Source organism: Brachybacterium tyrofermentans (genome assembly GCF_039526165.1).
Lineage (GTDB): Bacteria > Actinomycetota > Actinomycetes > Actinomycetales > Dermabacteraceae > Brachybacterium > Brachybacterium tyrofermentans.
The window spans coordinates 78,068-98,200 of record NZ_BAAAIR010000006.1 but is presented as its reverse complement, the minus strand read 5'-3'; the positions used below and the strand labels follow the sequence as shown (position 1 = coordinate 98,200).

General features: G+C 70.6%; 21 protein-coding genes. 8 read left to right on the top strand and 13 right to left on the bottom strand.

Annotation, left to right across the window (positions count from 1 at the left end):
* Positions 1-23 precede the first annotated feature (23 nt).
* The 4 genes from ABD093_RS01485 to ABD093_RS01470 all read left to right on the top strand — a co-directional run bounded on the left by ABD093_RS01485 (position 24) and on the right by ABD093_RS01470 (position 3,131).
* Positions 24-434, top strand: a complete 411-nt coding sequence (locus ABD093_RS01485) for a phage holin family protein (RefSeq protein WP_343922024.1) — start codon at positions 24-26, stop codon at positions 432-434.
* A 147-nt stretch (positions 435-581) separates the two neighbouring features.
* Positions 582-2,009: an adenylosuccinate lyase gene (gene purB / locus ABD093_RS01480; protein ID WP_343922023.1), complete on the top strand. Its 1,428-nt coding sequence runs from the start codon at positions 582-584 to the stop codon at positions 2,007-2,009.
* Positions 2,009-2,425, top strand: a complete 417-nt coding sequence (locus tag ABD093_RS01475) for a metal-sensitive transcriptional regulator (RefSeq protein WP_343922022.1) — start codon at positions 2,009-2,011, stop codon at positions 2,423-2,425. The genes purB and ABD093_RS01475 overlap by 1 nt, the downstream gene beginning before the upstream one ends.
* 16 nt (positions 2,426-2,441) lie before the next feature.
* A complete protein-coding gene (locus ABD093_RS01470; RefSeq protein WP_343922021.1) occupies positions 2,442-3,131 on the top strand; it encodes a DNA-3-methyladenine glycosylase in 690 nt (229 codons plus the stop codon).
* Between the two features lie 5 nt (positions 3,132-3,136).
* Here the strand turns inward: ABD093_RS01470 and ABD093_RS01465 are convergent, their stop codons facing one another.
* A complete protein-coding gene (locus tag ABD093_RS01465) occupies positions 3,137-3,862 on the bottom strand; it encodes an SDR family oxidoreductase (protein ID WP_343922020.1) in 726 nt (241 codons plus the stop codon).
* 143 nt (positions 3,863-4,005) lie between these two features.
* Between ABD093_RS01465 and ABD093_RS01460 the strand changes: the two genes are divergently transcribed.
* Entirely contained in the window at positions 4,006-4,767 is a 762-nt protein-coding gene (locus tag ABD093_RS01460) for a CPBP family intramembrane glutamic endopeptidase (protein ID WP_377802387.1), read from the top strand.
* Here ABD093_RS01460 and ABD093_RS01455 read toward each other — a convergent pair.
* From ABD093_RS01455 to mshD, 12 genes are all read right to left on the bottom strand, one after another.
* A complete protein-coding gene (locus tag ABD093_RS01455; RefSeq protein ID WP_343922140.1) occupies positions 4,757-5,377 on the bottom strand; it encodes a rhodanese-like domain-containing protein in 621 nt (206 codons plus the stop codon). The genes ABD093_RS01460 and ABD093_RS01455 overlap by 11 nt on opposite strands.
* 76 nt (positions 5,378-5,453) lie before the next feature.
* The gene (locus ABD093_RS01450; RefSeq protein ID WP_226850831.1) at positions 5,454-6,836 is read right to left on the bottom strand and encodes an FtsX-like permease family protein; all 1,383 of its coding nucleotides are present in this window, start codon (positions 6,834-6,836) and stop codon (positions 5,454-5,456) included.
* Positions 6,837-7,019: 183 nt separating this feature from the next.
* Entirely contained in the window at positions 7,020-7,346 is a 327-nt protein-coding gene (locus tag ABD093_RS01445) for a rhodanese-like domain-containing protein (RefSeq protein ID WP_193118971.1), read from the bottom strand.
* A 369-nt stretch (positions 7,347-7,715) separates the two neighbouring features.
* Complete coding sequence (locus tag ABD093_RS01440) at positions 7,716-9,065, bottom strand: FtsX-like permease family protein (RefSeq protein WP_193118970.1); 1,350 nt, start codon at positions 9,063-9,065, stop codon at positions 7,716-7,718.
* Positions 9,062-10,063 carry an ABC transporter ATP-binding protein gene (locus ABD093_RS01435; protein WP_377802388.1) on the bottom strand — a complete coding sequence of 334 codons (1,002 nt, stop codon included), beginning with the start codon at positions 10,061-10,063 and terminating at the stop codon, positions 9,062-9,064. Before ABD093_RS01435 ends, ABD093_RS01440 begins: the two co-directional genes overlap by 4 nt.
* 106 nt (positions 10,064-10,169) lie before the next feature.
* Positions 10,170-10,955, bottom strand: a complete 786-nt coding sequence (pstB, locus tag ABD093_RS01430) for a phosphate ABC transporter ATP-binding protein PstB (protein ID WP_343922019.1) — start codon at positions 10,953-10,955, stop codon at positions 10,170-10,172.
* A 28-nt stretch (positions 10,956-10,983) separates the two neighbouring features.
* Positions 10,984-12,174 carry a phosphate ABC transporter permease PstA gene (gene pstA, locus ABD093_RS01425; RefSeq protein ID WP_193118968.1) on the bottom strand — a complete coding sequence of 397 codons (1,191 nt, stop codon included), beginning with the start codon at positions 12,172-12,174 and terminating at the stop codon, positions 10,984-10,986.
* A gap of 7 nt (positions 12,175-12,181) precedes the next feature.
* Positions 12,182-13,195, bottom strand: coding sequence for a phosphate ABC transporter permease subunit PstC (gene pstC, locus ABD093_RS01420; protein WP_319021683.1), 1,014 nt, complete (start codon positions 13,193-13,195; stop codon positions 12,182-12,184).
* A gap of 99 nt (positions 13,196-13,294) precedes the next feature.
* Entirely contained in the window at positions 13,295-14,431 is a 1,137-nt protein-coding gene (pstS, locus tag ABD093_RS01415; protein ID WP_193118967.1) for a phosphate ABC transporter substrate-binding protein PstS, read from the bottom strand.
* 256 nt (positions 14,432-14,687) lie between these two features.
* A complete protein-coding gene (locus ABD093_RS01410) occupies positions 14,688-15,263 on the bottom strand; it encodes a DUF4190 domain-containing protein (RefSeq protein ID WP_193118966.1) in 576 nt (191 codons plus the stop codon).
* 143 nt (positions 15,264-15,406) lie between these two features.
* Positions 15,407-16,351: an NUDIX hydrolase gene (locus ABD093_RS01405; RefSeq protein WP_193118965.1), complete on the bottom strand. Its 945-nt coding sequence runs from the start codon at positions 16,349-16,351 to the stop codon at positions 15,407-15,409.
* 3 nt (positions 16,352-16,354) lie between these two features.
* Positions 16,355-17,290: a mycothiol synthase gene (gene mshD / locus ABD093_RS01400; protein ID WP_343922018.1), complete on the bottom strand. Its 936-nt coding sequence runs from the start codon at positions 17,288-17,290 to the stop codon at positions 16,355-16,357.
* A 138-nt stretch (positions 17,291-17,428) separates the two neighbouring features.
* Here mshD and ABD093_RS01395 point away from each other — a divergent pair, with 138 nt between their 5' ends.
* From ABD093_RS01395 to ygfZ, 3 genes are all read left to right on the top strand, one after another.
* Positions 17,429-18,178 (top strand): hypothetical protein, encoded by a 750-nt coding sequence (locus tag ABD093_RS01395; RefSeq protein ID WP_193118963.1) that lies wholly within the window; start codon positions 17,429-17,431, stop codon positions 18,176-18,178.
* A gap of 176 nt (positions 18,179-18,354) precedes the next feature.
* Positions 18,355-18,987 (top strand): heme-binding beta-barrel domain-containing protein, encoded by a 633-nt coding sequence (locus ABD093_RS01390; RefSeq protein ID WP_343922017.1) that lies wholly within the window; start codon positions 18,355-18,357, stop codon positions 18,985-18,987.
* Positions 18,980-20,122 (top strand): CAF17-like 4Fe-4S cluster assembly/insertion protein YgfZ, encoded by a 1,143-nt coding sequence (gene ygfZ / locus ABD093_RS01385; protein WP_343922016.1) that lies wholly within the window; start codon positions 18,980-18,982, stop codon positions 20,120-20,122. Before ABD093_RS01390 ends, ygfZ begins: the two co-directional genes overlap by 8 nt.
* Positions 20,123-20,133: the final 11 nt, after the last annotated feature.

Here is a 20,133-nt window from a genome sequence, read left to right as displayed (position 1 = left end):
GCCGCACCGGGGACAATGGAGCCATGCGATTCCTCGGACACATCATCGTCACCGGCCTCGCGCTGTGGGTCACCGCCCTGATCCTGCCCGGCATGCATCTGGGCGACGACAGCGCCACGGTGCTCACGCAGGTCATCACGATCGCCGTGATCGCGCTGATCCTGGCGCTGATCAACACCATCGTGAAGCCGATCCTGTCGTTCCTCACGTTCCCCATCACCTGCCTCACCCTCGGGCTGTTCCAGCTGGTCATCAACACGTTGATGCTGCTGCTGACGAGCTGGGTCTCGGGTCTGCTGGGCCTGACCCTGGACTTCGACACCTTCTGGTGGGCGCTGCTGGCCGGCGTGATCGTCGGCATCCTCTCCGCGATCGTCGAGGCCGTGACCGGCATCGGCGATGAGGGCGGCAGCCGCCGCGAGGTGCGCGACTGAGAACGGTCAGGCAGATCTGACCTCAGCATCCGGGCCGTCCAGGAGCATCCTCGCTCCCGGGCGGCCCGTCGTCCGTCCCGCTCTGCGACGGCCGCCAGTATGCGAGCCGCCGCCCACCCTGCGCAGAGACTCTGGGAGAATGCCCCCATGGCTCATTCCTTCGCGGACATCACGCCGCCGATCGCCCTGACCCCTCTCGACGGCCGCTACCGCGCGCAGGCCGCTCCGCTGGTCGACCACCTCTCCGAGGCCGCGCTGAACCGCTCGCGCCTCGTGGTCGAGACCGAGTGGATGATCCACCTGCTCGACGGCGAGGTGATCCCCGATCTGCGCACCCTCACCGAGGACGAGCGCGCCCTGCTGCGCGCCATCCCCGAGGACTTCGGCGCCGAGGGCATCGCCGAGCACGCCGAGATCGAGCGCGAGACGGTGCACGACGTCAAGGCGATCGAGTACTACGTCAAGCGTCGCCTGGCCGGCACGAGCCTCGAGCCGCTGGCCGAGGTGGTGCATATCTACTGCACCAGCGAGGACGTCAACAACCTCTCCTACGCCCTGATGATCAAGGGCGCCGTCCACGAGGTGTGGCTGCCGGCCTTCGAGGACCTCATCGCGGACCTCACCGTGCTCGCGAAGGACACCGCCGAGGTGCCGATGCTCTCGCACACCCACGGCCAGCCCGCCACCCCCACCACGCTGGGCAAGGAGATCGCGGTGTTCGCCCATCGCCTGGGCCGTCAGGCGCGCCGCATCCCCGCCAACCAGACCCTCGGCAAGATCAACGGCGCCACCGGCACCTACGCCGCCCACGCGGTCGCCGTGCCGTCGGCCGACTGGGAGCGGATCTCCCGTACCTTCGTCGAGCACCTCGGCCTCACCTGGAACCCGCTGACCACCCAGATCGAGTCCCACGACTGGCAGGCCGAGATCTACGCGGACATCGCCCGCGCCGGCCGGATCCTGCACAACCTGGCCACCGATTTCTGGACCTACATCTCGATGGGCTACTTCCGCCAGCGGCTCTCCGCCCAGGGCGGCACCGGCTCCTCGACGATGCCCCACAAGGTGAACCCGATCCGCTTCGAGAACGCCGAGGCGAACCTCGAGATCTCCGGGGCGCTGCTGGACTCGCTCTCGCAGACCCTGGTCACCTCGCGCCTGCAGCGCGACCTCACCGACTCCACCACCCAGCGCAACGTCGGACCGGCCCTGGGGCACTCGCTGCTGGCGATCTCGAACCTGCGCCGCGGCCTGGCGGGCCTGGACGTGGACGCGGACGCGATGGCCGCGGATCTCGAGGGCAACTGGGAGGTGCTCGGCGAGGCCGTGCAGTCGGTCATGCGCACCCTCGGCGTGCAGGGCACCACCGGCATGGACAACCCCTACGAGCGGCTGAAGGACCTCACCCGCGGCCACCGCGTGGACGGCGAGGGCATGCGGGAGTTCATCGGCTCCCTGGGCCTGCCCGACGCGGAGCGCGATCGCCTGCTGGCGCTGAGCCCGCACACCTACGTCGGCTACGCCGCCGCGCTCGTGGGCCACCTCGACGACGTCGACCCCGGCGGGCGGGCGTGATGAGCGCCGACGACGCCGTCCGGGCCGACGGCGGCAGCGCAGAGGGCGCCGACTCAGCGGGGGTCGACTCCGCGACGAGCGACGCCGAGGAGCAGGTGCCCTCGCCGCAGCCCGGCGACCACGGCACCCAGGGCGACCCCGGGTACCACGGGTCGAAGTCGCCCTACCTGCGACGCCTCAAGCTCATCGAGGGTCAGGTGCGCGGCGTGCACCGCATGGTCGAGGAGGACACCTACTGCATCGACGTGCTGACGCAGATCTCCGCGGTCACCAAGGCCCTGCAGTCGGTGGCGCTGGGCCTGGTCGACGATCACATCCACCACTGCGTGCACGACGCCGCGACCTCGGGCGACCGGGAGGAGCTGGACCGCAAGATGGACGAGATCATGGGCGCCGTGAAGCGGCTCATGAAGTGACTGAGTACCTGCCCGCATGACCGAGGATCCCGTCGCCGCCGCTCCCCTGCCCCGGGAGCTCTTCGACCGCCCGGTGCTCGAGCTGGCCCCGCTGCTGCTGGGCTGCGTGCTCGTAGGCCGGGGCGTCGCCCTGCGGATCACCGAGATCGAGGCGTACGTCGGCGCAGAGGATCCCGGCTCCCACGCCTTCCGGGGGCCCACCGCCCGCAACGCGACCATGTTCGGCGAGCCCGGGCACCTGTACGTGTATCGACACATGGGACTGCACTCGTGCATGAACATCGTCGCCGACGCAGAGGGCACGGGCACCGGGTGCCTGATCCGGGCGGGCGAGATCGTCGGCGGGACTGATCTGGCCTTCGCGCGGCGCCGGGCGACCGGGGTGTGCCGCACCGAGCGGGATCTCGCCCGCGGCCCCGGCCGGGCCACCGTGGCCTGTGGCATCACCTTCGCCGACGACGGACTGGACCTGTGCGCCGCGGATCCGGTCCTCTCCGAGGCGATGCACCTCCGCGGCAGGCTCGACCCGCGGGACCGGGCCGACGGGGAGCTGCCGGGCGAGGCGCCGTTCATGCCGCATCCGGCCCTGGCCGTCGGCCCCCGGATCGGCCTGCGCGAGGAGGCCTCGCACCCGGAGCTGTTCCCCTGGCGCTTCCGGATCGCCGGCGACCGAACAGTCTCCGGGCCGGGTCCGCTGAACCGCTGACCAGTTCAGCGAGGCCGGATCGAGACCGACTCGATCGACGCATCCGCCGGCAGGCGCAGCGCGAGGCCCACGGTGGAGGCGACCGAGCCAGGCTGCAGGTAGTTCTCCTCCTGATACTCGCCTCCCTCGTAGGAGCGCAGCTCACGCTGCATGTCCGTGGCCACACGTCCCGGATGGATCGAGGTGACCCGCACCCCGTTGTCCCGCTCCTCGGCGCGCAGCGAATCGGCGAGACCGCGCATCGCGAACTTCGAGGCGCTGTACGCGCCGCGCGTGCGCACGGCATTGATCCCGGAGCCGGAGTTGATCATCACCACGGTGCCGCCGGCGGCGCGCAGGGCCGGCAGCAGCAGCCGCGTCAGCTCGGCGACGGCCACCACGTTGATCTCGAAGGACTGTGTCCACTGGCCCGGCGCGGACCCCTCCACCGTGCCGTTCTCGAGGATCCCCGCGGAATGGACCACGCCCGCAAGGCCGTTTTGCAGATCGAGGCCGTCCACGGCGCGGGCGACAGCGCCGTAGTCGGTGAGCTCGGCGACGAAGGTCCGGGCCGACGGGAACTGCGCGGCGAGCTCGTCGAGCGCCTGCTCGTCGCGACCGCCCAGGATGAGGTGGTGGTCCGCGGCGAGCTCGTCGGCGACGGCGCGGCCGATCCCGCGGTTCGCCCCGGTGATGAGCACGGCCGGACGGGAATCGCTGGTGGCGGCCTGGTTCTGCGAAAGATCAGTCATGCTCCGAGTCTGTCATGACCGGGTTCGGAGGCGATCCGGCAGGCACCGGGCGCCGCGCAGGGCACAGGGCACCGGGCGCCGCGCAGGGCACAGGGCACAGGGCACAGGGCACAGGGCGCCTCGGCGGTGAGACCATGGGCAATGTGCAGACCGTGACTCCGAGCAGGACCTGGGTGCGGGTCGAGGTGGTCGTCGTCCTCGCCCTCTCCCTGGGGCGCAGCGCCGTGTATTCGCTGATCGCGCTGGTGCAGGCCCTTGCCGCCGGGCCGCTGTCCACGCAGTCGACCTCGCTGAACACATCGATCCGCGAGAACCCGTGGCTGGATCTCTTCTACCAGCTGCTCTCGATCACGTTCACGCTGGTGCCCGTCGTGCTGGTGGTGCTGCTGCTCGCGATCACGGCCGGTTCCCTCGCCCAGGCCCTGAAGGATCTGGGCCTGGATCTCGGCCAGCCCGGTAAGGACCTGGCCTGGGGCGTGGCGCTCACGGCCGGGATCGGGCTGCCCGGGCTGGCGGTGTATTACATCGGCCGTGCTATCGGGGCGACCGTCGAGGTGATCCCCGCAGCGCTGGACACCCACTGGTGGACCGTGCCGGTGCTCGTGCTGCACGCGCTGAAGAACGCCGTACTCGAAGAGGTCATCGTCGTCGGCTACCTCTACCAGCGCCTGGAGCGGCTGGGCTGGTCGGGTCGGAAGATCATCATCGCCTCCGCAGTGCTGCGCGGCGCCTATCACACGTACCAAGGGATCGGCCCGGGCCTCGCAAATCTTGCGATGGGCCTGGTGTTCGGCGAGTTCTACCGTCGTACCCGGCGCACGATGCCGCTCGTGGTCGCGCACACCCTGATCGACGTGTTCGCCTTCGTGGGCTACGCGCTGCTGAAGAACCTCATCAGCACCTGAGCGGCGTCACGCCTCCGCGCCCCGGCAGGGGTGCGACCGCAGCCGCAGTCGCCATCGCCATCGCCATCGCCATCGCCATCGCCATCGCCATCGCCACAGCCAGGACCACGCCCACCGATTCCCTCGAAACGTGCCGCCAATGCCACGAATCGAGGGAATCGGTGGGACTGGAAGGCTCCGGGAGCTGCTGAGAGCGATCGGGGGGAGCTGGCGGACGGGGCGAGCGCACACCGCCACCGATTCCCTCGAAACGTGCCACCGGTGACACGAATCCGTGGACTCGGCGGGTGCCCACCGTCGTGTCGCGACAGGCGGAGGGGTCGCTCAGGGCACGGGATCGCTCGGTGAACCAGATATCCATGTCACCGGCGACGTTGATCGCCTCGAAGCCGTTGGCGTTCAGCCACTGGGCGACCTGGAAGCTGCGGCCGCCGCTGCGACACACGATGTCCAGCTCATCGTCGGTCTCGGGAAGCTTCTCCAGGCTCTCCGCTAGCGTGCTGGGCGGTGGGCGGTGGGCGGTGTGTGCTGGCCGGCAGGTGCTGGGCGGTGGGGGCTGGGCGGTGGGCGCATGGCCCGCGTCCTCTTCGGACCGCTCGCGCACATCGATCAGAAGCGCACCGTCGGGGCGGGTCGGTGCGGCGTGCGCCGCTCAGCCGCGCGCGCCGCGCAGCCGCGCGCACCGCTCAGGCGGCCCGCGTCGCGTACCGCTTCACGAGCGGCGAGCCCACCAGTACGGAGAGGATCAATAGCGCATACGCGCCGAGCACGCACGCCAGGTACTGCACAGCCATCGTCGGATCGCTCGGTGCGCCGAAGACCGTCGTCAGCACCAGGAGTGCGGTGCCCGTGGCGATGATCGAGCTGAGACCGACGGGGACGGCGATCTCGGCGAGGCGGGCACGATGCAGCTGGCCCACCTCGGCGCCCGCGATGTGCTGGGCGCGCAGGCGTGGGGCCTGGTCGATGACCCGGACAGTCTGGACGACGCCGGTGCTGACCGCGGCGAGCACCGCGGCGATCCCCAGGGTGAGCAGGCCTCCGGTGGTCATGGCGGTGAACATCATCGCGTCCTCAGGGCTGGAGGCCTCCCCCAGGGTCGCGATTACGGTCAGGAACCCCGCGATGACCAGCGCGAAGGTAATACCTGAGACGGCCCGCCACCCGGCCCGGGGGTCTCCGGCGAGGCAGCGTGCGCCCACCAGCAGCGAGGGCGTGGGGGCGATCTTGGCGAGAACGAGTGCGGTGACCCAGACGATGAAGGGTCCCACCACGTTGATCCCGGCAACGATCGCCCCGATGAACAGGATCATGATCGCGACCCCGACCGAGCCGAGCAGCATTCCGCCCATGTTCATGAAGATCATGAAGCCCGCGATCAGGAGTGCCCAGATCACCAGGCGGACGATGGACAGGCGCACCACCCGGGAGTCACGGGCGACTCCCAGTGGGCTGAGGACCACTCCGGCCAGCGATACCACGGCAGAGCCCGCGGCGATCAGCACCATAGCGACCACCAGCAGCGGGTACGCCCACCACGGCAGCAGCAGCTCCGCCACGGTGAAGGGGGTGATGCCGAAGTCGAGCCGGGCCAGTGCAGGGGTCACCGCCAGGTGCGCCCCCAGCCCGAAGACCGCCCCCAGCAACGACTGCGCGGCGACGTCGAGCACGGCCACCGAGCCGACCTGGGCGCCGGTGCCACCCACCAGGCGCATCGTGGCGAGGTCCTGCTCCCGGCGGGCGAGGGACAGCCGGGCCGCCGATCCGCCCAGCCCCACGGCACTGGGGACCAGCAGCACCGAGGCGAACACTGCGAAGATCAGCAGGAACCGCATGATCGAGGCCTCGCCCGTCATGGGCGTCTCTCCGGACGGGGTGCGAGCGGCGAAGGCGGCGGCCCCGCCGACGACTGTCGCGATGATCGCGGTGGCGGCGGTGAAGGCGATGACGGGGAGGATGTCCGCCAGGGCGCCGCGGCGGCGCAGCAGCAGGGGCGCAGTGGCCAGCAGCGCGGTCATCGAGGTGCTCGGGCCCGTCGGGGCGGAGGATGCCAGCGGCGCGATGTTCATGCGCCCCAGAATCCTGCCCGCACCCCTGCAGGCACATCGGCCCCTGGATCGATATCCCCCCACCGGTGTCAGACCGTGGTCTTACGGGCTGCGCCCTCAGCGTGATCACGCTCCACGCGCCCACCCCGCCTGGGGGGAAAGGGCGGTTTCTCGCTCCGTGTCGTCGCAGGCGGAAGACCTCGCTCAGAGGACGAAGGCGTCGCCCTCGCCATCGGACTCCATCGGCAGGCCGGACTCGAACCAGATGTCCATCCCGCCGGCAACGTTGATCGCCTCGAAGCCGTTGGCGTTCAGCCACTGGGCGACCTGGAAGCTGCGGCCGCCGCTGCGGCACACGATGTACAGCTCGTCATCGGTCTCGGGCAGCTTGTCGAGGTTCTCCATCAGCGTGCTGGCCGGCAGGTGCTGGGCGGTGGGGGCATGGCCCGCATCCCATTCGGACTGTTCGCGCACATCGATCAGGTGCGCACCTTCAGGGACGGCGTTCGGGGCGACAGACTCAAGATTCATGGCTCCACCCTAGTGGCCTGCGTCCCGGCGAATGCGCGTCGACGGCACCGCGATGACGGCACCGCGATGACACAGCTCTGCCGGGACGACGAGGACGAGCGGCCGGCCCGGGAAGGGGTCGGCCGCTCGCGGTCTCGAGGCCGCCTGGTCACCCGCGACGTAAGCCATTCCACCCGGCCCACGCGGCCCAGACGGATCGGACAGTTCTCCCCGGTCGAGCAGTTCAGCCCGGTCAGACAGTTCAGCCCGGTCAGACAGCTCAGTCCGGTTCAGACGGTTCAGACGGTTCAGACGGTTCAGACGGTTCAGACGGTTCAGACAGCTCAGTCCGGTTCAGACGCTTCAGACGGTTCAGACGGGCCAGACGGTTCAGGCAGTGCGCATCGCGTACCGCTTCACGAGCGGGGAGCCCACCAGCACGGCCAGGATCACCAGCGCATACGCACCGAGCACGCACACCAGGTACTGCACGGCCATCATCGGATCGTTCGGGGCCCCGCCCAGGAACGTCGTCAGCACCAGCAGGGCGGTGCCCGTGGCGATGATCGAGCTGAGACCGACGGGCACGGCGATCTCGGCGAGCCGCGCCCGATGCAGCTGGCCCACCTCGGCGCCCGCGATGTGCTGGGCGCGCAGGCGAGGGGCCTGGTCGATGACCCGGGCTGTCTGCGAGACCCCGGTGCTCACGGCAGCAAGCACCGCGGAGATGCCCAGGGTGAGCAGCCCGCCGGTGGTCATGGCCACGAACATCATCGATTCCTCCGGGGAGGAGGCCTCACTCAATGTCGTCATCATGGTGAGGAAGCCGGCGATGACCAAGGCGAAGGTGATACCTGAGACGGCCCGCCACCCGGCCCGGGGGTCACCGGCGAGGCGGCGTGCGCCCACCAGCAGCGACGGTGTCGGGGCGATCCTGGCCAGAGTGCGCGCCGTGATCCAGACGATGAACGGGCCCACGACGTTGATGCCGGCGACGATCGCGGCCACGAAGAGCACCATGATCGCGATGACGGCCATCCCGCCTCCCGCGTTGCCCAGCAGCTGCCCTCCGACGTTCATGAAGACCACGAACCCCAGGATCAGCGCGGCCCAGATGATCACCCGGATCACGGACATGCGCACCACGCGGGAGTCGCGAGCCACGCCCAGCGGGCTGAGGATCACGCCGGTCAGCGACACCGCGGCCGAACCGGCTGCGATCAGCACGAGCGCGACGACCAGCACCGGATAGGCCCACCAGGGCAGCAGCAGGTCGCCGACCGTGAACGAGGAGATCCCGAAGTCGAGCCGGGTCAGGACGGGGGTCACGGCGAGGTGGGCGCCGAGTCCGATGAGCGCGCCGAGCAGCGACTGGGCGGCGACGTCGAGCACGGCCACCGAGCCGACCTGGCCGCTGGTTCCGCCCACCAGGCGCATCGTGGCGAGGTCCTTCTCGCGCCGGGCGAGGGACAGCCGGGCGGCGGATCCGCCGAGGCCGACGGCGCTGGGCACCAGCAGCACGGACGCGATGATCGCGCACATCACGAGGAACCCCATGATGGAGGCCTCGCCCGTCATCGGGGCCTCTCCGGAGGGGAGACGGCCGACGAAGGCCGCGGCCCCGCCGACGACGGTCGCGATGATCGCGGTCGCCGCGGCGAAGGCGATGACGGGCAGCACATCGGCGAGCGCGCCCCGTCGGCGCAGGAGCAGAGGCGCGGCGCCGAGCAGCGTGCTCATCGGGTCACCTCGCCCTGCTGAAGGCGCTGGGCCGCTGCCTGCGCCGACTGCCGGACTGACGCGGAGGCGGACGGCTCGACGGACGCGGCGGCGGACGTCTGGGCAGGAACTCCCTGTGCCGTGGCGTCGGGGCGGACGAACTCCTGGGCGATGCGGCCGTCGCGCATGGCGACCGTGCGGCGGCAGACGGCGGCCACCTTCGCGTCGTGGGTGACCATGACCAGGCTCGCGCCGGAGTCCCGGCAGGACTGGACGAGGATGTCGAGCACGGCCTGGCCGGTGGCCTGGTCCAGGGCACCGGTGGGTTCATCGGCGAAGACCACCGAGGGGCGCCCGGCGAGGGCGCGGGCGATGGCCACGCGCTGAGCCTGCCCGCCGGAGAGCTGGGTGGGCCGGCGCTCGTGCATGCCCTGCAGGCCCAGCCGGTCGAGCCAGCCGCCGGCCTCGGCGGTCGCGGTACGGCGGGAGACGCCCGCGAGCATGCGCGGCAGGATCACGTTCTCGATGGCCGTGAGCTCGGGCAGCAGCTGACCATCCTGGAAGACGAAGCCGAAGTCGCTGCGGCGCAGTCGGGTGCGCGCTCGGTCGCCGAGAGCGGCGAGATCGGTGCCGTCGTGCTGGACGGTGCCGGAGGTGGGGCGCAGGATCCCGGCGAGGATGTGCAGCAGGGTGGTCTTGCCGCAACCGGACGGGCCCATGACCGCCAGGGAGTCGGCCCGGGCGATGTCGAGGTCCACGCCGGCGAGCGCGTGGGTCGCGGTCCCCGTCGTGCCGTAGGTCATGGTCAGGTGCCGGGCAGAGAGCACCGGGGCGTGGTGCCCCGCGCTGAAGCCCGGGTGACCCTGGTGCTGGACCGGTGCGTGGCCGGCGGTGTGCGGGAGCTGCGCCGCGGGCACGGCGTTCGCCGGCGTCGCGGCGGGTGCCGGCTGGTACGGGCCGACGGGGGTGTCCGTGGGTGCGGGGAACGGAGCGGATGCGGGGAACGGAGCGGTGTTCATGCATCCCAGCATCGTGCGCACGGGGGCGACTCCGCGTCGACCCGGAGATCGATATCCCGCCCCTGATGTCAGACCCTGGGTGGACACCCACGGCCCATCGGCAGGATCAGCCGAAGCGGCCGGAGATGTAGTCCTCGGTCTGCTTGTTCGAGGGGTTGGTGAACATCTGCTGGGTGTCGTCGATCTCGATCAGGTGACCGGGCTTGCCGGTGCCCGCGATGTTGAAGAAGCCGGTGCGGTCCGAGACGCGGGATGCCTGCTGCATGTTGTGCGTGACGATCACGATCGTGTACTCCTCCTTCAGCTCGTGGATGAGGTCCTCGATCGCGAGGGTGGAGATCGGGTCCAGCGCCGAGCAGGGCTCGTCCATGAGGACGACCTCGGGCTTGACCGCGATGGTGCGGGCGATGCACAGGCGCTGCTGCTGGCCGCCGGAGAGACCCATCCCGGGCTTGTCGAGGCGGTCCTTGACCTCGTTCCAGAGGTTGGCGCCCTTCAGGGAGCCCTCCAGCAGCTCCTCGGCCGCGCTCTTGGAGATCCGTCGGCTGTTGAGCTTGACGCCGGCCAGCACGTTGTCGCGGATCGACATCGTCGGGAAGGGGTTCGCCTTCTGGAAGACCATGCCGACGCGACGGCGCACGTTGACCGGGTCGACGCGCGGGTCGTAGATGTTCTCGCCGTTGATCTCGACCTTGCCCTGCGCGTAGGCGCCGGGGATCACCTCGTGCATGCGGTTCAGCGTGCGCAGGAAGGTCGACTTGCCGCAGCCGGAGGGCCCGATCAGGGCGGTCACCGAGCGGGGGCGGATCTGGACGTCGACGCCCTCCACGGCCAGGAAGTCGCCGTAGTAGATGTTGAGGTCCTCGACGTTGATCGGCTGAGGGGCTGCCATCAGGGGTCCTTTCGGGTGGAGCGACGGCTCAGCGGGTGAGCTTCGGGGAGAAGTAGTAGCTGACCAGTCGGGCGACGATGTTGAGCACCATCACGATGACGATCAGGGTGAAGGCCGCGGCCCAGGCACGATCGATGTTCGTCGTGATCGAGCAGGCGTAGACCTCCTGCGTGACCGGGTTCGTGACGGTGTCGTTCATGCAGTTGGCGCTGCCGGCCCGGTACTGCTGGTTGATGAACGTGGGCAGCGTGGCCATGCGGCCGTCGAACATGTTCCAGTTCACCGAGGTCACCATGCCCACGGTGAGCAGCAGCGGGGCCGTCTCGCCGATCACCCGGGCGATCGCGAGGGTGATGCCGGTGGTGAGGCCGGCGATCGCGGTGCGCAGCACGACCTTGACGATGGTGAGCCACTTCGGGACGCCGAGCGCATAGGACGCCTCGCGCAGATCCATCGGGACCAGGCGCAGCATCTCCTCGCTCGAGCGCACCACGGTGGGGATCATCAGCAGCGACAGGGCGACCGCGCCCATGATGCCCATGCGCACGCTCTGGTCGGGCATGAAGGCGATGAACAGGGCGAGTCCGAACAGGCCCGCGACGATCGAGGGGATGCCCGTCATCACGTCGACGAGGAAGGTGACGCCCTGTCCCAGCACCCGGCGCCAGCCCTGGTCCGCGTACTCGACCAGGAAGATCGCGGTGAACAGGCCGATCGGGATCGAGATGATCGAGGCCCACAGGGTGATCAGGAGGGTGCCGATGGTCGCGTGGACCACGCCTCCGGCCTCGGCGCCGCCGATGATCCCGGACATGTCGGTGGTCCAGAAGGCGAAGGGCGAGGGGGCTGCGGCGAGGACGCGGGTCAGGCCCCGGCCGATGACGGCCCAGAGCAGCGAGACCAACGGGAACATGGCGATCGCGAAGGCACCGATCACCACCAGGGTCATCAGCCGATCAGTCGCCCAGCGTCGCCCTTCACGGATCCGGGAGTAGAGGTACCCGAACGCCAGGTGGAGGACGAAGCCCAGCAGGATCGCCGCAGGGATCGAGAGCGAATCGAAGATCGCCAGCAGCGCGACCGCGACGAGCAGCCCGGCCAGGCCCGTGAGGACCAGGTGGAACCAGGGCAGACGGCGCTCGTCGTGGGGTCGCCGCAGGACCGGCGACCCGGTCTGCTCAGGCGGGGCCGCAGGGCCCTTGGTGCTCGTGGTTGTCATGGGGACCTCAGCTCTTGACGCCGCTGCGGGCGACGATCCAGCGGGCAAGGGCGTTGATGATGAAGGTCAGGACGAACAGGACCAGGCCGGTGAAGATGAGCAGCGACATGTCGGTGCCGGAGGCCTCCGCCTGCTTGGAGGCGATGTTCGCCGCGATCGACTGGTGCATCCCGACCTCGAGGATGTGGAACGAGAACGTCGCGCCGGGCGCGAGGATCATCAGCACGGCCATGGTCTCGCCGAGCGCACGGCCCAGGCCCAGCATCGAGGCGGCGACCACGCCGGACTTGCCGAAGGGCAGGACCACGGTGCGGATGGTCTCCCAGCGGGTGGCGCCGAGGGCGAGAGCCGCCTCCTCCTGCAGGCGCGGGGTCTGCAGGAAGATCTCGCGGGCCACGGCCGTGATGATCGGCAGGATCATCACGGCGAGCACGATCGCGGCGGAAGCGAGGTTGCGCATGGGGGCGGTGGGGTCGCCGGCGAACAGGGCCACGACCGGCTCGCCGCCCACGAAAGGCACGAAGCCGGGCCAGGAGGGCCAGGTGCCGAGGGTGGAGTTCAGGAAGAGGTAGAGCGGCTCGAGCTTGGGGACCAGCCAGATGCCGCCCCAGAGCCCGTAGACCACCGACGGCACTGCCGCGAGCAGGTCGATCATGTATCCCAGGCCGGAGGCCAGCCGCCGCGGAGCATAGTGCGAGATGAACAGCGCGATGCCGATCGAGACCGGGATCGCGATGGCCAGGGCGATCGCCGCGGCGAGGATCGTGCCGAAGATCAGCGGGAGCGTGGTCTCCAGGAGGGAGAACGCCGAGGCATCCCCGATGATCTCCTTGCTCTCCATCACGGCGGGCATCGACTCGGTGGTGAGGAAGACGGCCACGAGGGCGAGGGTCACGAAGATCAGGAGGCCCGAGCCGATGCTCAGGGCGGAGAAGACCGAGTCGCCCATGCGGCGGCGGCTGCTCGCCATGGAGGGAGAGGTCGCCTCCGGGGTCTTCGGCGTGACGTCAGTGGTGCTCACAGGGGCCTTCCTCGGAGCTCACGGAGTGGGGGGCGGTGGCGCGGGTGTGCCGCCGGGCCAGGACCGGCCGGGCGGCACACCCGCGCGCAGGAGAAGTGATCAGCCGACGGAGATCGCGTCGACCGCCTTCTGGGCCTCGGCGGACATCTCGGAGGACAGCGGCGCGGAGCCGGCGTTCTCGGCGGCAACCTGCTGGCCCTCCTCGGAGACGAGGTAGGAGGCGTAGGCCTTCACGGCGTTGCCCTCGGCGGAGTCGGCGTAGGAGCCGCACAGCGCGAGGTAGGAGACCAGGACGATCGGGTAGGTGCCGGCCTCCTCGGTCGTGCGATCGAGGTCCACGACGATGTCGTTGTCCTCACGGCCCTCGGCACGCGGGGAGACGTCGACGGCCTTGGCCGCGGCGTCGGCGCTGTACTCGACGAACTCGCCGCCGACCTTGATGGCGGCGGTGCCGAGGTTGCCGGCCTGGGAGGCGTCGGCGTAGCCGATGGTGCCGTTGCCGCCCTCGACGGTGGAGATCAGGCCGGAGGTGCCGTCACCGGACTGGCCGCCCTCGATCGGCCAGGTCTCGATCGGACCGTGGGTCCAGGCATCGGGGGCCGTCTCGGAGAGGTACTCGGTGAAGTTCTCCGTGGTGCCCGAGTCGTCGGAGCGGTGCACCGGGACGATGTCCAGGTCAGGAAGCGTGGCGTCGGGGTTGTCCGCAGCGATCTTCGGGTCGTTCCAGTTCGTGATGTCGCCGGCGAAGATGGCGCCGATGACCTCGGGCGACAGGTTCAGCGAGTCGACACCCTCGATGTTGAAGACCACGGCGATCGGGGAGATGTACACGGGCAGGTCGAAGGCCTGCTCGCCGTTGCACACCTCGGCGGAGGCTGCGAGCTCCTCCTCCTCCAGGGCTGCGTCGGTGCCGGCGAACTTGACCTGGCCGCTGAGGAACTGCTCGCGGCCGGTGCCGGAGCCGGTGGGGTCGTAGGTGACCGTGAGGTCGCCGCCCTCGGCCTGGGTGAGACCCATGAACGACTCGGTCCAGGCCGTCTGCGCGTTCTGCTGCGAGGAGGCGCCGGAGCCGGCGAGGTTGCCGGTCAGCTCGGCGTAGCCGCCGCCCGCGGCGGCGCCGCCGCCGTCGGATCCGTCGCTCCCGGCGCCGGAGGAGTCGCCGCAGGCGGAGAGGGCGAGACCGCCGACGAGGCTGAGCGCGGCGAGGGAGACGAGCTTGTTCTTGCGAACGTTCACTGCAGGTCCTTTCGGGGGCCGAGGGCCCGAGAAGATGTGGAGACGTCGTGCGGGGATGTCTGACGCCGCTGACGCTAAGGAGCGCAGGTGACACCGCGCCCGCCCTTGCATGAACTCCAGATGAACAGCCCGATAGTCCCCATGAACTCGCAGGTCAGGGGGTAAGGACGATCAGGTCACAGTTGGTGCACGGCGGCACCCGGCCCCGGTGGCCACGGGCTGGCCAGGAGGCGATCACGAGGTGAGCGGAAAGTGCTCAGGCCGACTCCACGGCGGCCAGGATGACGAACAGCAGCACCATCAGCAGGAGGATCCCGAGGATGAGGATGTTGAGGACCAAGCCGGCGATGGCAAGGCCGCGGCCGCCGCGGGGAGTGCCGCGCGTAGGTGAGGTGTCGCGCATCCCGAGGATCGAGAAGACGATGCCGACGGGAGCCAGGAGTCCGGGGCAGAGGAGGAAGGAGAGGATCCCCAGGATGAATCCGGTGATCGCCGACCCCGAGGTCGCGGGCAGCGGGGCGTACAGCCCGCCCGGGTAGCCGGCGTGCTGGGGCCCTCCGGCGAGGCCTGTCCCGGGCTGACCCGGATAGCCGGTCCCCGGGTAGACGGAAGCGGGGCCGTAGGGAGAGGGGTCGTAGGGAGAGGGGCCGACGGACCCCTCCGGGACGACCGCGTAGGGATCGGTCTCGCGCGGTCCCTCCACGTGCTGCCCCTCAGGGAGGTGTCCCGTCGCGTAGGGGTCGGCAGCCGGATACCCGTCCCAGCTCGTCCCCTGGTTCTCGGGGTACCCCCGGTCGTCAGACCTTCCGGAGTTCACGTCCCACTGATTCATGCTGATCGTCCCCTCGTCCGTCGTCCGTCGTCCCTCGTCCCTCGTCCGTCGGCCTTCGTCACGGCGTTCTCACGTCACCGCGTTCTCGCGCCGCGGCGTCCGTTCGCTGCGGCGTCCCCTCGCCCTGCCGCGGCGGCGACCGCTCACTCGATGTTGGGCAGGTGCCGTTCGATCGCGACGACCGCTCCCTGCGGCGTCGTATGCAGCATCAGCGCCTCGCCCGCGGCGAGGAACGGGTTCGACTTCGGGAGCTCGAGGGCCGCGCTCGCCTGCGCGACGGCCCGTACGGCACCGATCACCGTGGGCAGCACCGGGCGGTGGGTGCACACCACGGTGCCCCGACCCTCGTGCAGCACTCGCTCGATCACGGCACGGGTCCGGGAGGGGTGCTCCTGGTGCGCGTGCTCGGTGAGCTCGTCCTTCGTGCGGATCTTCAGGCCCTCCACCCGGGCCAGCGGTTCGATGGTGGACACGCAGCGTTCCCACGGGCTGCTCAGCACGCTGCGGGGATCGAAGGCGTCGATCAGCGGCGGAAGGGCGAGGGCCTGCTTGCGGCCCTTCGAGTTCAGCGGGCGGCTCGCCTCCCCCTTGCGCCACTTCGCGCGGGAACGGGCCGCGCCGTGCCGCTGCACGATGATCGGCACGGTCACGAGCTCCACGTCCTGCTGGAAACGACGCAGGGTCGCCAAGCAGACCTGGTCCCCTTGACGGGTCAGCAGCTTCTCGGCCGCGTCCAGACGGACCCACTTCACCTCGTCGATCTCCTGGGCATCCACGGGGCCGGGGGCCGACTTCGCCCGCACGGTGCCGCACCAGTACTGCACGATCTTGGTGCGACCGTCGGGCAAGAGGTACACCGCGGCCGGCAGGGGGCGGTGCAGACGCACCCGGTACCCCGTCTCCTCGACGACCTCGCGCACGGCGGCCTCGGGGAAGGTCTCCCCCTTGTCGAGCTTCCCCTTGGGGATCGACCAGTCGTCGTAGCGGGGCCGGTGCACCAGCAGCACCTCGAGGCCCTTCTTCCCCTCGCGCCAGGTGAGGGCACCGGCGGCGAGGACGGGGGGCGGCTTCCCGGGAGCAACGCGCATCGATCAGCCTTTCCCTGTCGGACGCATCTGCACGTCGCGGCCCGAGACGACGAAGCCCCAGTTCTCGTACAGGCGCAGCGCCGGGGCGTTGTCGGCCTCGACGTACAGCTCGACGCCCGGCACGTCGGCGGTCCGGAACCGCTCCAGCGCCGCCGCCAGCAGGAAGCCGGCCACGCCGTGCCCCTGCATCGAGGGGTCGGTCGCGACCACGTAGATCTCCGCGTCCGACGGCTGGACATCCGTCGGCTCTGCGCCGCCCTCCGCGGCCTGCTCGGGCGCCTGGCGCTTGATCCAGACGAAGCCGACCAGCTCTCCCTCGTAGCGCGCCACCACCATGTCCTGGGGGTCGAACCAGGGCTCGGCCATGCGCTGGTCCAGATCGGCGCGGGTCAGGGCGCCCTGCTCGGGATGGTCGGCGAAGGCGAGAGCATTGACCTGGACCCAGCGGTCCGCGTCCCGGTCCGCGTCGAAGGCATCCAGGTGCAGCCCCTCGAGCCGCGGCGCGGGAACCGGAGCGAGGGGATGATCGGCGTCGAGCGGGCGGTGCAAAGTCAGCAGCCGACGGGTCTCCTGGAGACCGGCGGCGGCGAGGAACGCGAGGGACCCCTCGAGCGCACCGTGTGCCCACACGCCGGGCTCGTCGTGCAGGTCGAGGGCCGCCTGCAGCAGCGCGGTGCCGTGCCCGCGTCGGCGGTGCGCGGGATGGACCATGCCCTGGACCGTGCCGTCGGTCAGCACGCTCGCGTAGCCGAGCAGCCGATCGCCGTCGGTCTCTCCCGTCGGCTCGTGCTCGAGGAGGAGATGGTGTGCGTCTCCCCCGGCGACAGCGAGTCGTGCCGCTTCATCCAGAGGGGCGACTCCATCGTGGGCGGTGACCGTATCGAGCAGGTCACGGGCCGCGTCGCGGTGGGTCTGCGACAAGGCAGCCGTCGTGATCATGAGGTCCTTCCGAGCATCAGAACGAGGTGCCGAGTATGCCCCTGCCTGCGGGCACTCGTAGACTGACACTGTAGCGCCCGTCCGACCACGCTCGTCGGCGACTGCGAAGAGACCGGAACCGAGTGCGAGGGAGGCATCATGACCGCTCCCGAGCGCGCCCCGCTCAGCGCCGCTCTCGCGCTCCTGCTGACCCTGGTCTCCCTCACCGGCCCCGCCTCGCCCGTCCTGATGGGCATCGCCGTCGGGGCGATCGCTCTGCTGGCGGGCATCGGCTGGCCCAACCTCCTGGAGCTTCCCTCCGCCCTCGGCACACGGATCGTGATCACCACGGTCGGGATCGCGGGCGCCGCCGTCGCCGTCTCCGCCCCTGAGCGCTTCACGCCCGTGTCCGGGATCCTGATGGTCTGCGCCATCGGCGTGTTCGCGGCGTTCGTCCAGCAGATGCTCCGCGCGGATCGTCGTGAGCTCACGGCCTCCCTCACCGGGACGGTCGCCGGCGTGTTCCTCACCGGCACCGCGGCCTGCTGGGTCATCGCCCAGGTGGAGGCCGTCCAGCTGGGCCGCGAGGGCCTGGTCGCGTCGATCACCGCGGGTCTGGCGGCGACGCTCCTGCTCAACATCGCCCCCATGCCGGCCACGCTGCGCTTCGTGGTCGCCCTCGCCGCCGGCACCGGCATCACCGCCCTGCTCGCCACGAGCCTGACCGGGATCGCGCTGCCGATCGCGATCGGTGCCGGGCTCCTGACCGCGATCGGTGCCGCCTGCACACAGCTCCTCGTCGGCTCCTCGCTCGTCGCGAAGGAACCGCTTCCGTCACTGGCGGTGGGTGCCGTCCCCGTGGCGACGATCGGCGTGGTCGCCCACCTCGCCGTGATCCTCATCCCCTGATCTGTGCCGGTCACCACCCATGCCTCACGGGTCGATCCGGGGCGATAGACTCCGGGTATGAGCGCTCTCTCCCTGTTCTTCATCGCACTGGTGGTCCTGGTGGGCCTCGGAACCCTGGCCTTCGCCATCCTCGTGCTCACCCGCCTGTTCAACCGCTGATCGTCTGAGCAGCCCCCATGCCCATCTCGCTCGACACCTCGCTCCCTGAATCGCTGTACCCGCTGGCCTGGCTGGTGGGCACCTGGACGGGTGAGGGTGCGGTGCATCGCCCCGGGGACACGGACGTTCCCGACCGTCGCATCGAACAGCAGCTGGTCTGCACCGCCCGTGAGGACGGCACCCTGGCCTGGCGGTCCACGATCCACGAGGTCGACGACCCCGCACCGTTGCCGCCCACCAGCGCTTTCGCCCGGGACGACGCCGCTGCGCCCGCCCCCGCGGGATCCGGCGAGCGCACGCTGCTGATGCGCGAGGACGGCATCTGGTCCGTCGGCGACGCCGTCCCCGGTCAGGACCTCGCCGCGGCGCGTGCCGCCACGCCCGGCGACCCGGCCGCCTTCGTGTCCCATGCGCTGCAGGCGCGCTTCGAGCGCCGCGACGGCGCCGAGGAGAGCTGGGCCGGCGAGGTCCGTGGACCACGCATCCAGCTCGCCCGTGCCGCGCAGGAGGGCGCCGAGGTCACCGACACCCGGATGTTCGGGTACATCAACGGTCGCCTCATGTGGCTGTGGGAGCACCTGGTCCCCGCCACCGACACCGAGGGGTCGACCATGGCCCCCTACCTCTCCGTGGAGCTGAACCGTGCCTGATCCGTCCTCACCCCTTCCCCGTCTTCTGAGCGCGGGGGCCGTGCTCGGCGAGGGCCCCGATGCCGCCGTCCCCGCCCACTACGGTGCGCCGCTGCGGGAGCAGCGCCGCCTGCTGGATCACCGGGCGGTCGTCGACCTGGGCCAGTTCGAGGTGCTCGAGGTGCGGGGAGCGGATGCCCGCTCCTGGATGACCACGATCACCTCGCAGGTTCTGGCCGGGACCCCCGTCGGCTCGTCCTCGAGTCTCGCCGTGCTGTCCCCGCAGGGTCGCGTCGAGCACCTCGCCTCGGCGGTCGTCCTCGACGAGGACGCCCTGCTGCTGGTGCTGGACGCCGGGCGGCGCGCCGGCCTGCGCACCTACCTGGAGATGATGCGCTTCGCGGCGCGCGTCGAGCTGATCGACCGTGATGACCTGCGCGTCCTCGGCGCCCTGGCACCCGCCGCCGAGGTGCTTCCGGAGCTCGGCCTTCCCGATCCCGTCGCCGTCTGGTCCGAGGCCTGGCCGCAGGTCGCCCCGGGCGGCGTGGCGTACGGCCCGGATCCGGAGGATCCCGTCGGCGCCGTGCTGACCGTGCTCGAGTCCGAGTTCCTGCCCGGGCTGCCGTGGCGCGCAGAGCACCTGGCCGGGATGAGCTCCTGGGAGGCGCTGCGGATCGCCGATCATCGCGCCCGTGCGACCCGTGAGGTCGACGAGCGCACCATCCCCCATGAGCTGGATCTGCTGCGCACCACCGTGCACACCACCAAGGGCTGCTACCGGGGGCAGGAGACCGTCGCGAAGGTCCTGAACCTCGGGCAGCCGCCACGCCGCCTGGTGATGCTGCACCTCGACGGCTCCCGGGACGTGCCCGCCGCGCCGGGCGGAGAGGTGCGCCTGGGTGGGTCCGACGGCAAGCTCGTCGGCACCGTCACCTCCGCGGCGCTGCATGCGGACCTCGGCCCGATCGCCCTCGCCGTGGTGCGTCGTGCGGTCCCGCTGGATGCGGCCCTGTCGGTGCAGGTCGTGATCGGCGCGTCCGACGACCAGGACGAGGCGTCGATCTGGCTCGACGCCTCCCAGGAGCCGATCGTGGTCCAGCGCGACCACGGCGAACGCCCGGCCACCGCCAAGCTCGGAGCCACGCCGGGACGCTGACATCTTCCGGC

What these genes read in the sequence shown, in the direction of transcription:
- pstA (WP_193118968.1), bottom strand. Translation starts at nt 12,174, where the DNA reads ATGACAACCACGAGCACCAAGGGCCCTGCGGCCCCGCCTGAGCAGACC.
- ABD093_RS01470 (WP_343922021.1), top strand. Translation starts at nt 2,442, where the DNA reads ATGACCGAGGATCCCGTCGCCGCCGCTCCCCTGCCCCGGGAGCTCTTC.
- ABD093_RS01485 (WP_343922024.1), top strand. Translation starts at nt 24, where the DNA reads ATGCGATTCCTCGGACACATCATCGTCACCGGCCTCGCGCTGTGGGTC.
- ABD093_RS01410 (WP_193118966.1), bottom strand. Translation starts at nt 15,263, where the DNA reads ATGAATCAGTGGGACGTGAACTCCGGAAGGTCTGACGACCGGGGGTAC.
- mshD (WP_343922018.1), bottom strand. Translation starts at nt 17,290, where the DNA reads ATGATCACGACGGCTGCCTTGTCGCAGACCCACCGCGACGCGGCCCGT.
- ABD093_RS01465 (WP_343922020.1), bottom strand. Translation starts at nt 3,862, where the DNA reads ATGACTGATCTTTCGCAGAACCAGGCCGCCACCAGCGATTCCCGTCCG.
- pstB (WP_343922019.1), bottom strand. Translation starts at nt 10,955, where the DNA reads ATGGCAGCCCCTCAGCCGATCAACGTCGAGGACCTCAACATCTACTAC.
- ABD093_RS01390 (WP_343922017.1), top strand. Translation starts at nt 18,355, where the DNA reads ATGCCCATCTCGCTCGACACCTCGCTCCCTGAATCGCTGTACCCGCTG.
- ABD093_RS01475 (WP_343922022.1), top strand. Translation starts at nt 2,009, where the DNA reads ATGAGCGCCGACGACGCCGTCCGGGCCGACGGCGGCAGCGCAGAGGGC.
- ABD093_RS01440 (WP_193118970.1), bottom strand. Translation starts at nt 9,065, where the DNA reads ATGAGCACGCTGCTCGGCGCCGCGCCTCTGCTCCTGCGCCGACGGGGC.
- ABD093_RS01405 (WP_193118965.1), bottom strand. Translation starts at nt 16,351, where the DNA reads ATGCGCGTTGCTCCCGGGAAGCCGCCCCCCGTCCTCGCCGCCGGTGCC.
- ABD093_RS01395 (WP_193118963.1), top strand. Translation starts at nt 17,429, where the DNA reads ATGACCGCTCCCGAGCGCGCCCCGCTCAGCGCCGCTCTCGCGCTCCTG.
- ABD093_RS01450 (WP_226850831.1), bottom strand. Translation starts at nt 6,836, where the DNA reads ATGAACATCGCGCCGCTGGCATCCTCCGCCCCGACGGGCCCGAGCACC.
- purB (WP_343922023.1), top strand. Translation starts at nt 582, where the DNA reads ATGGCTCATTCCTTCGCGGACATCACGCCGCCGATCGCCCTGACCCCT.
- ABD093_RS01435 (WP_377802388.1), bottom strand. Translation starts at nt 10,063, where the DNA reads ATGAACACCGCTCCGTTCCCCGCATCCGCTCCGTTCCCCGCACCCACG.
- ABD093_RS01445 (WP_193118971.1), bottom strand. Translation starts at nt 7,346, where the DNA reads ATGAATCTTGAGTCTGTCGCCCCGAACGCCGTCCCTGAAGGTGCGCAC.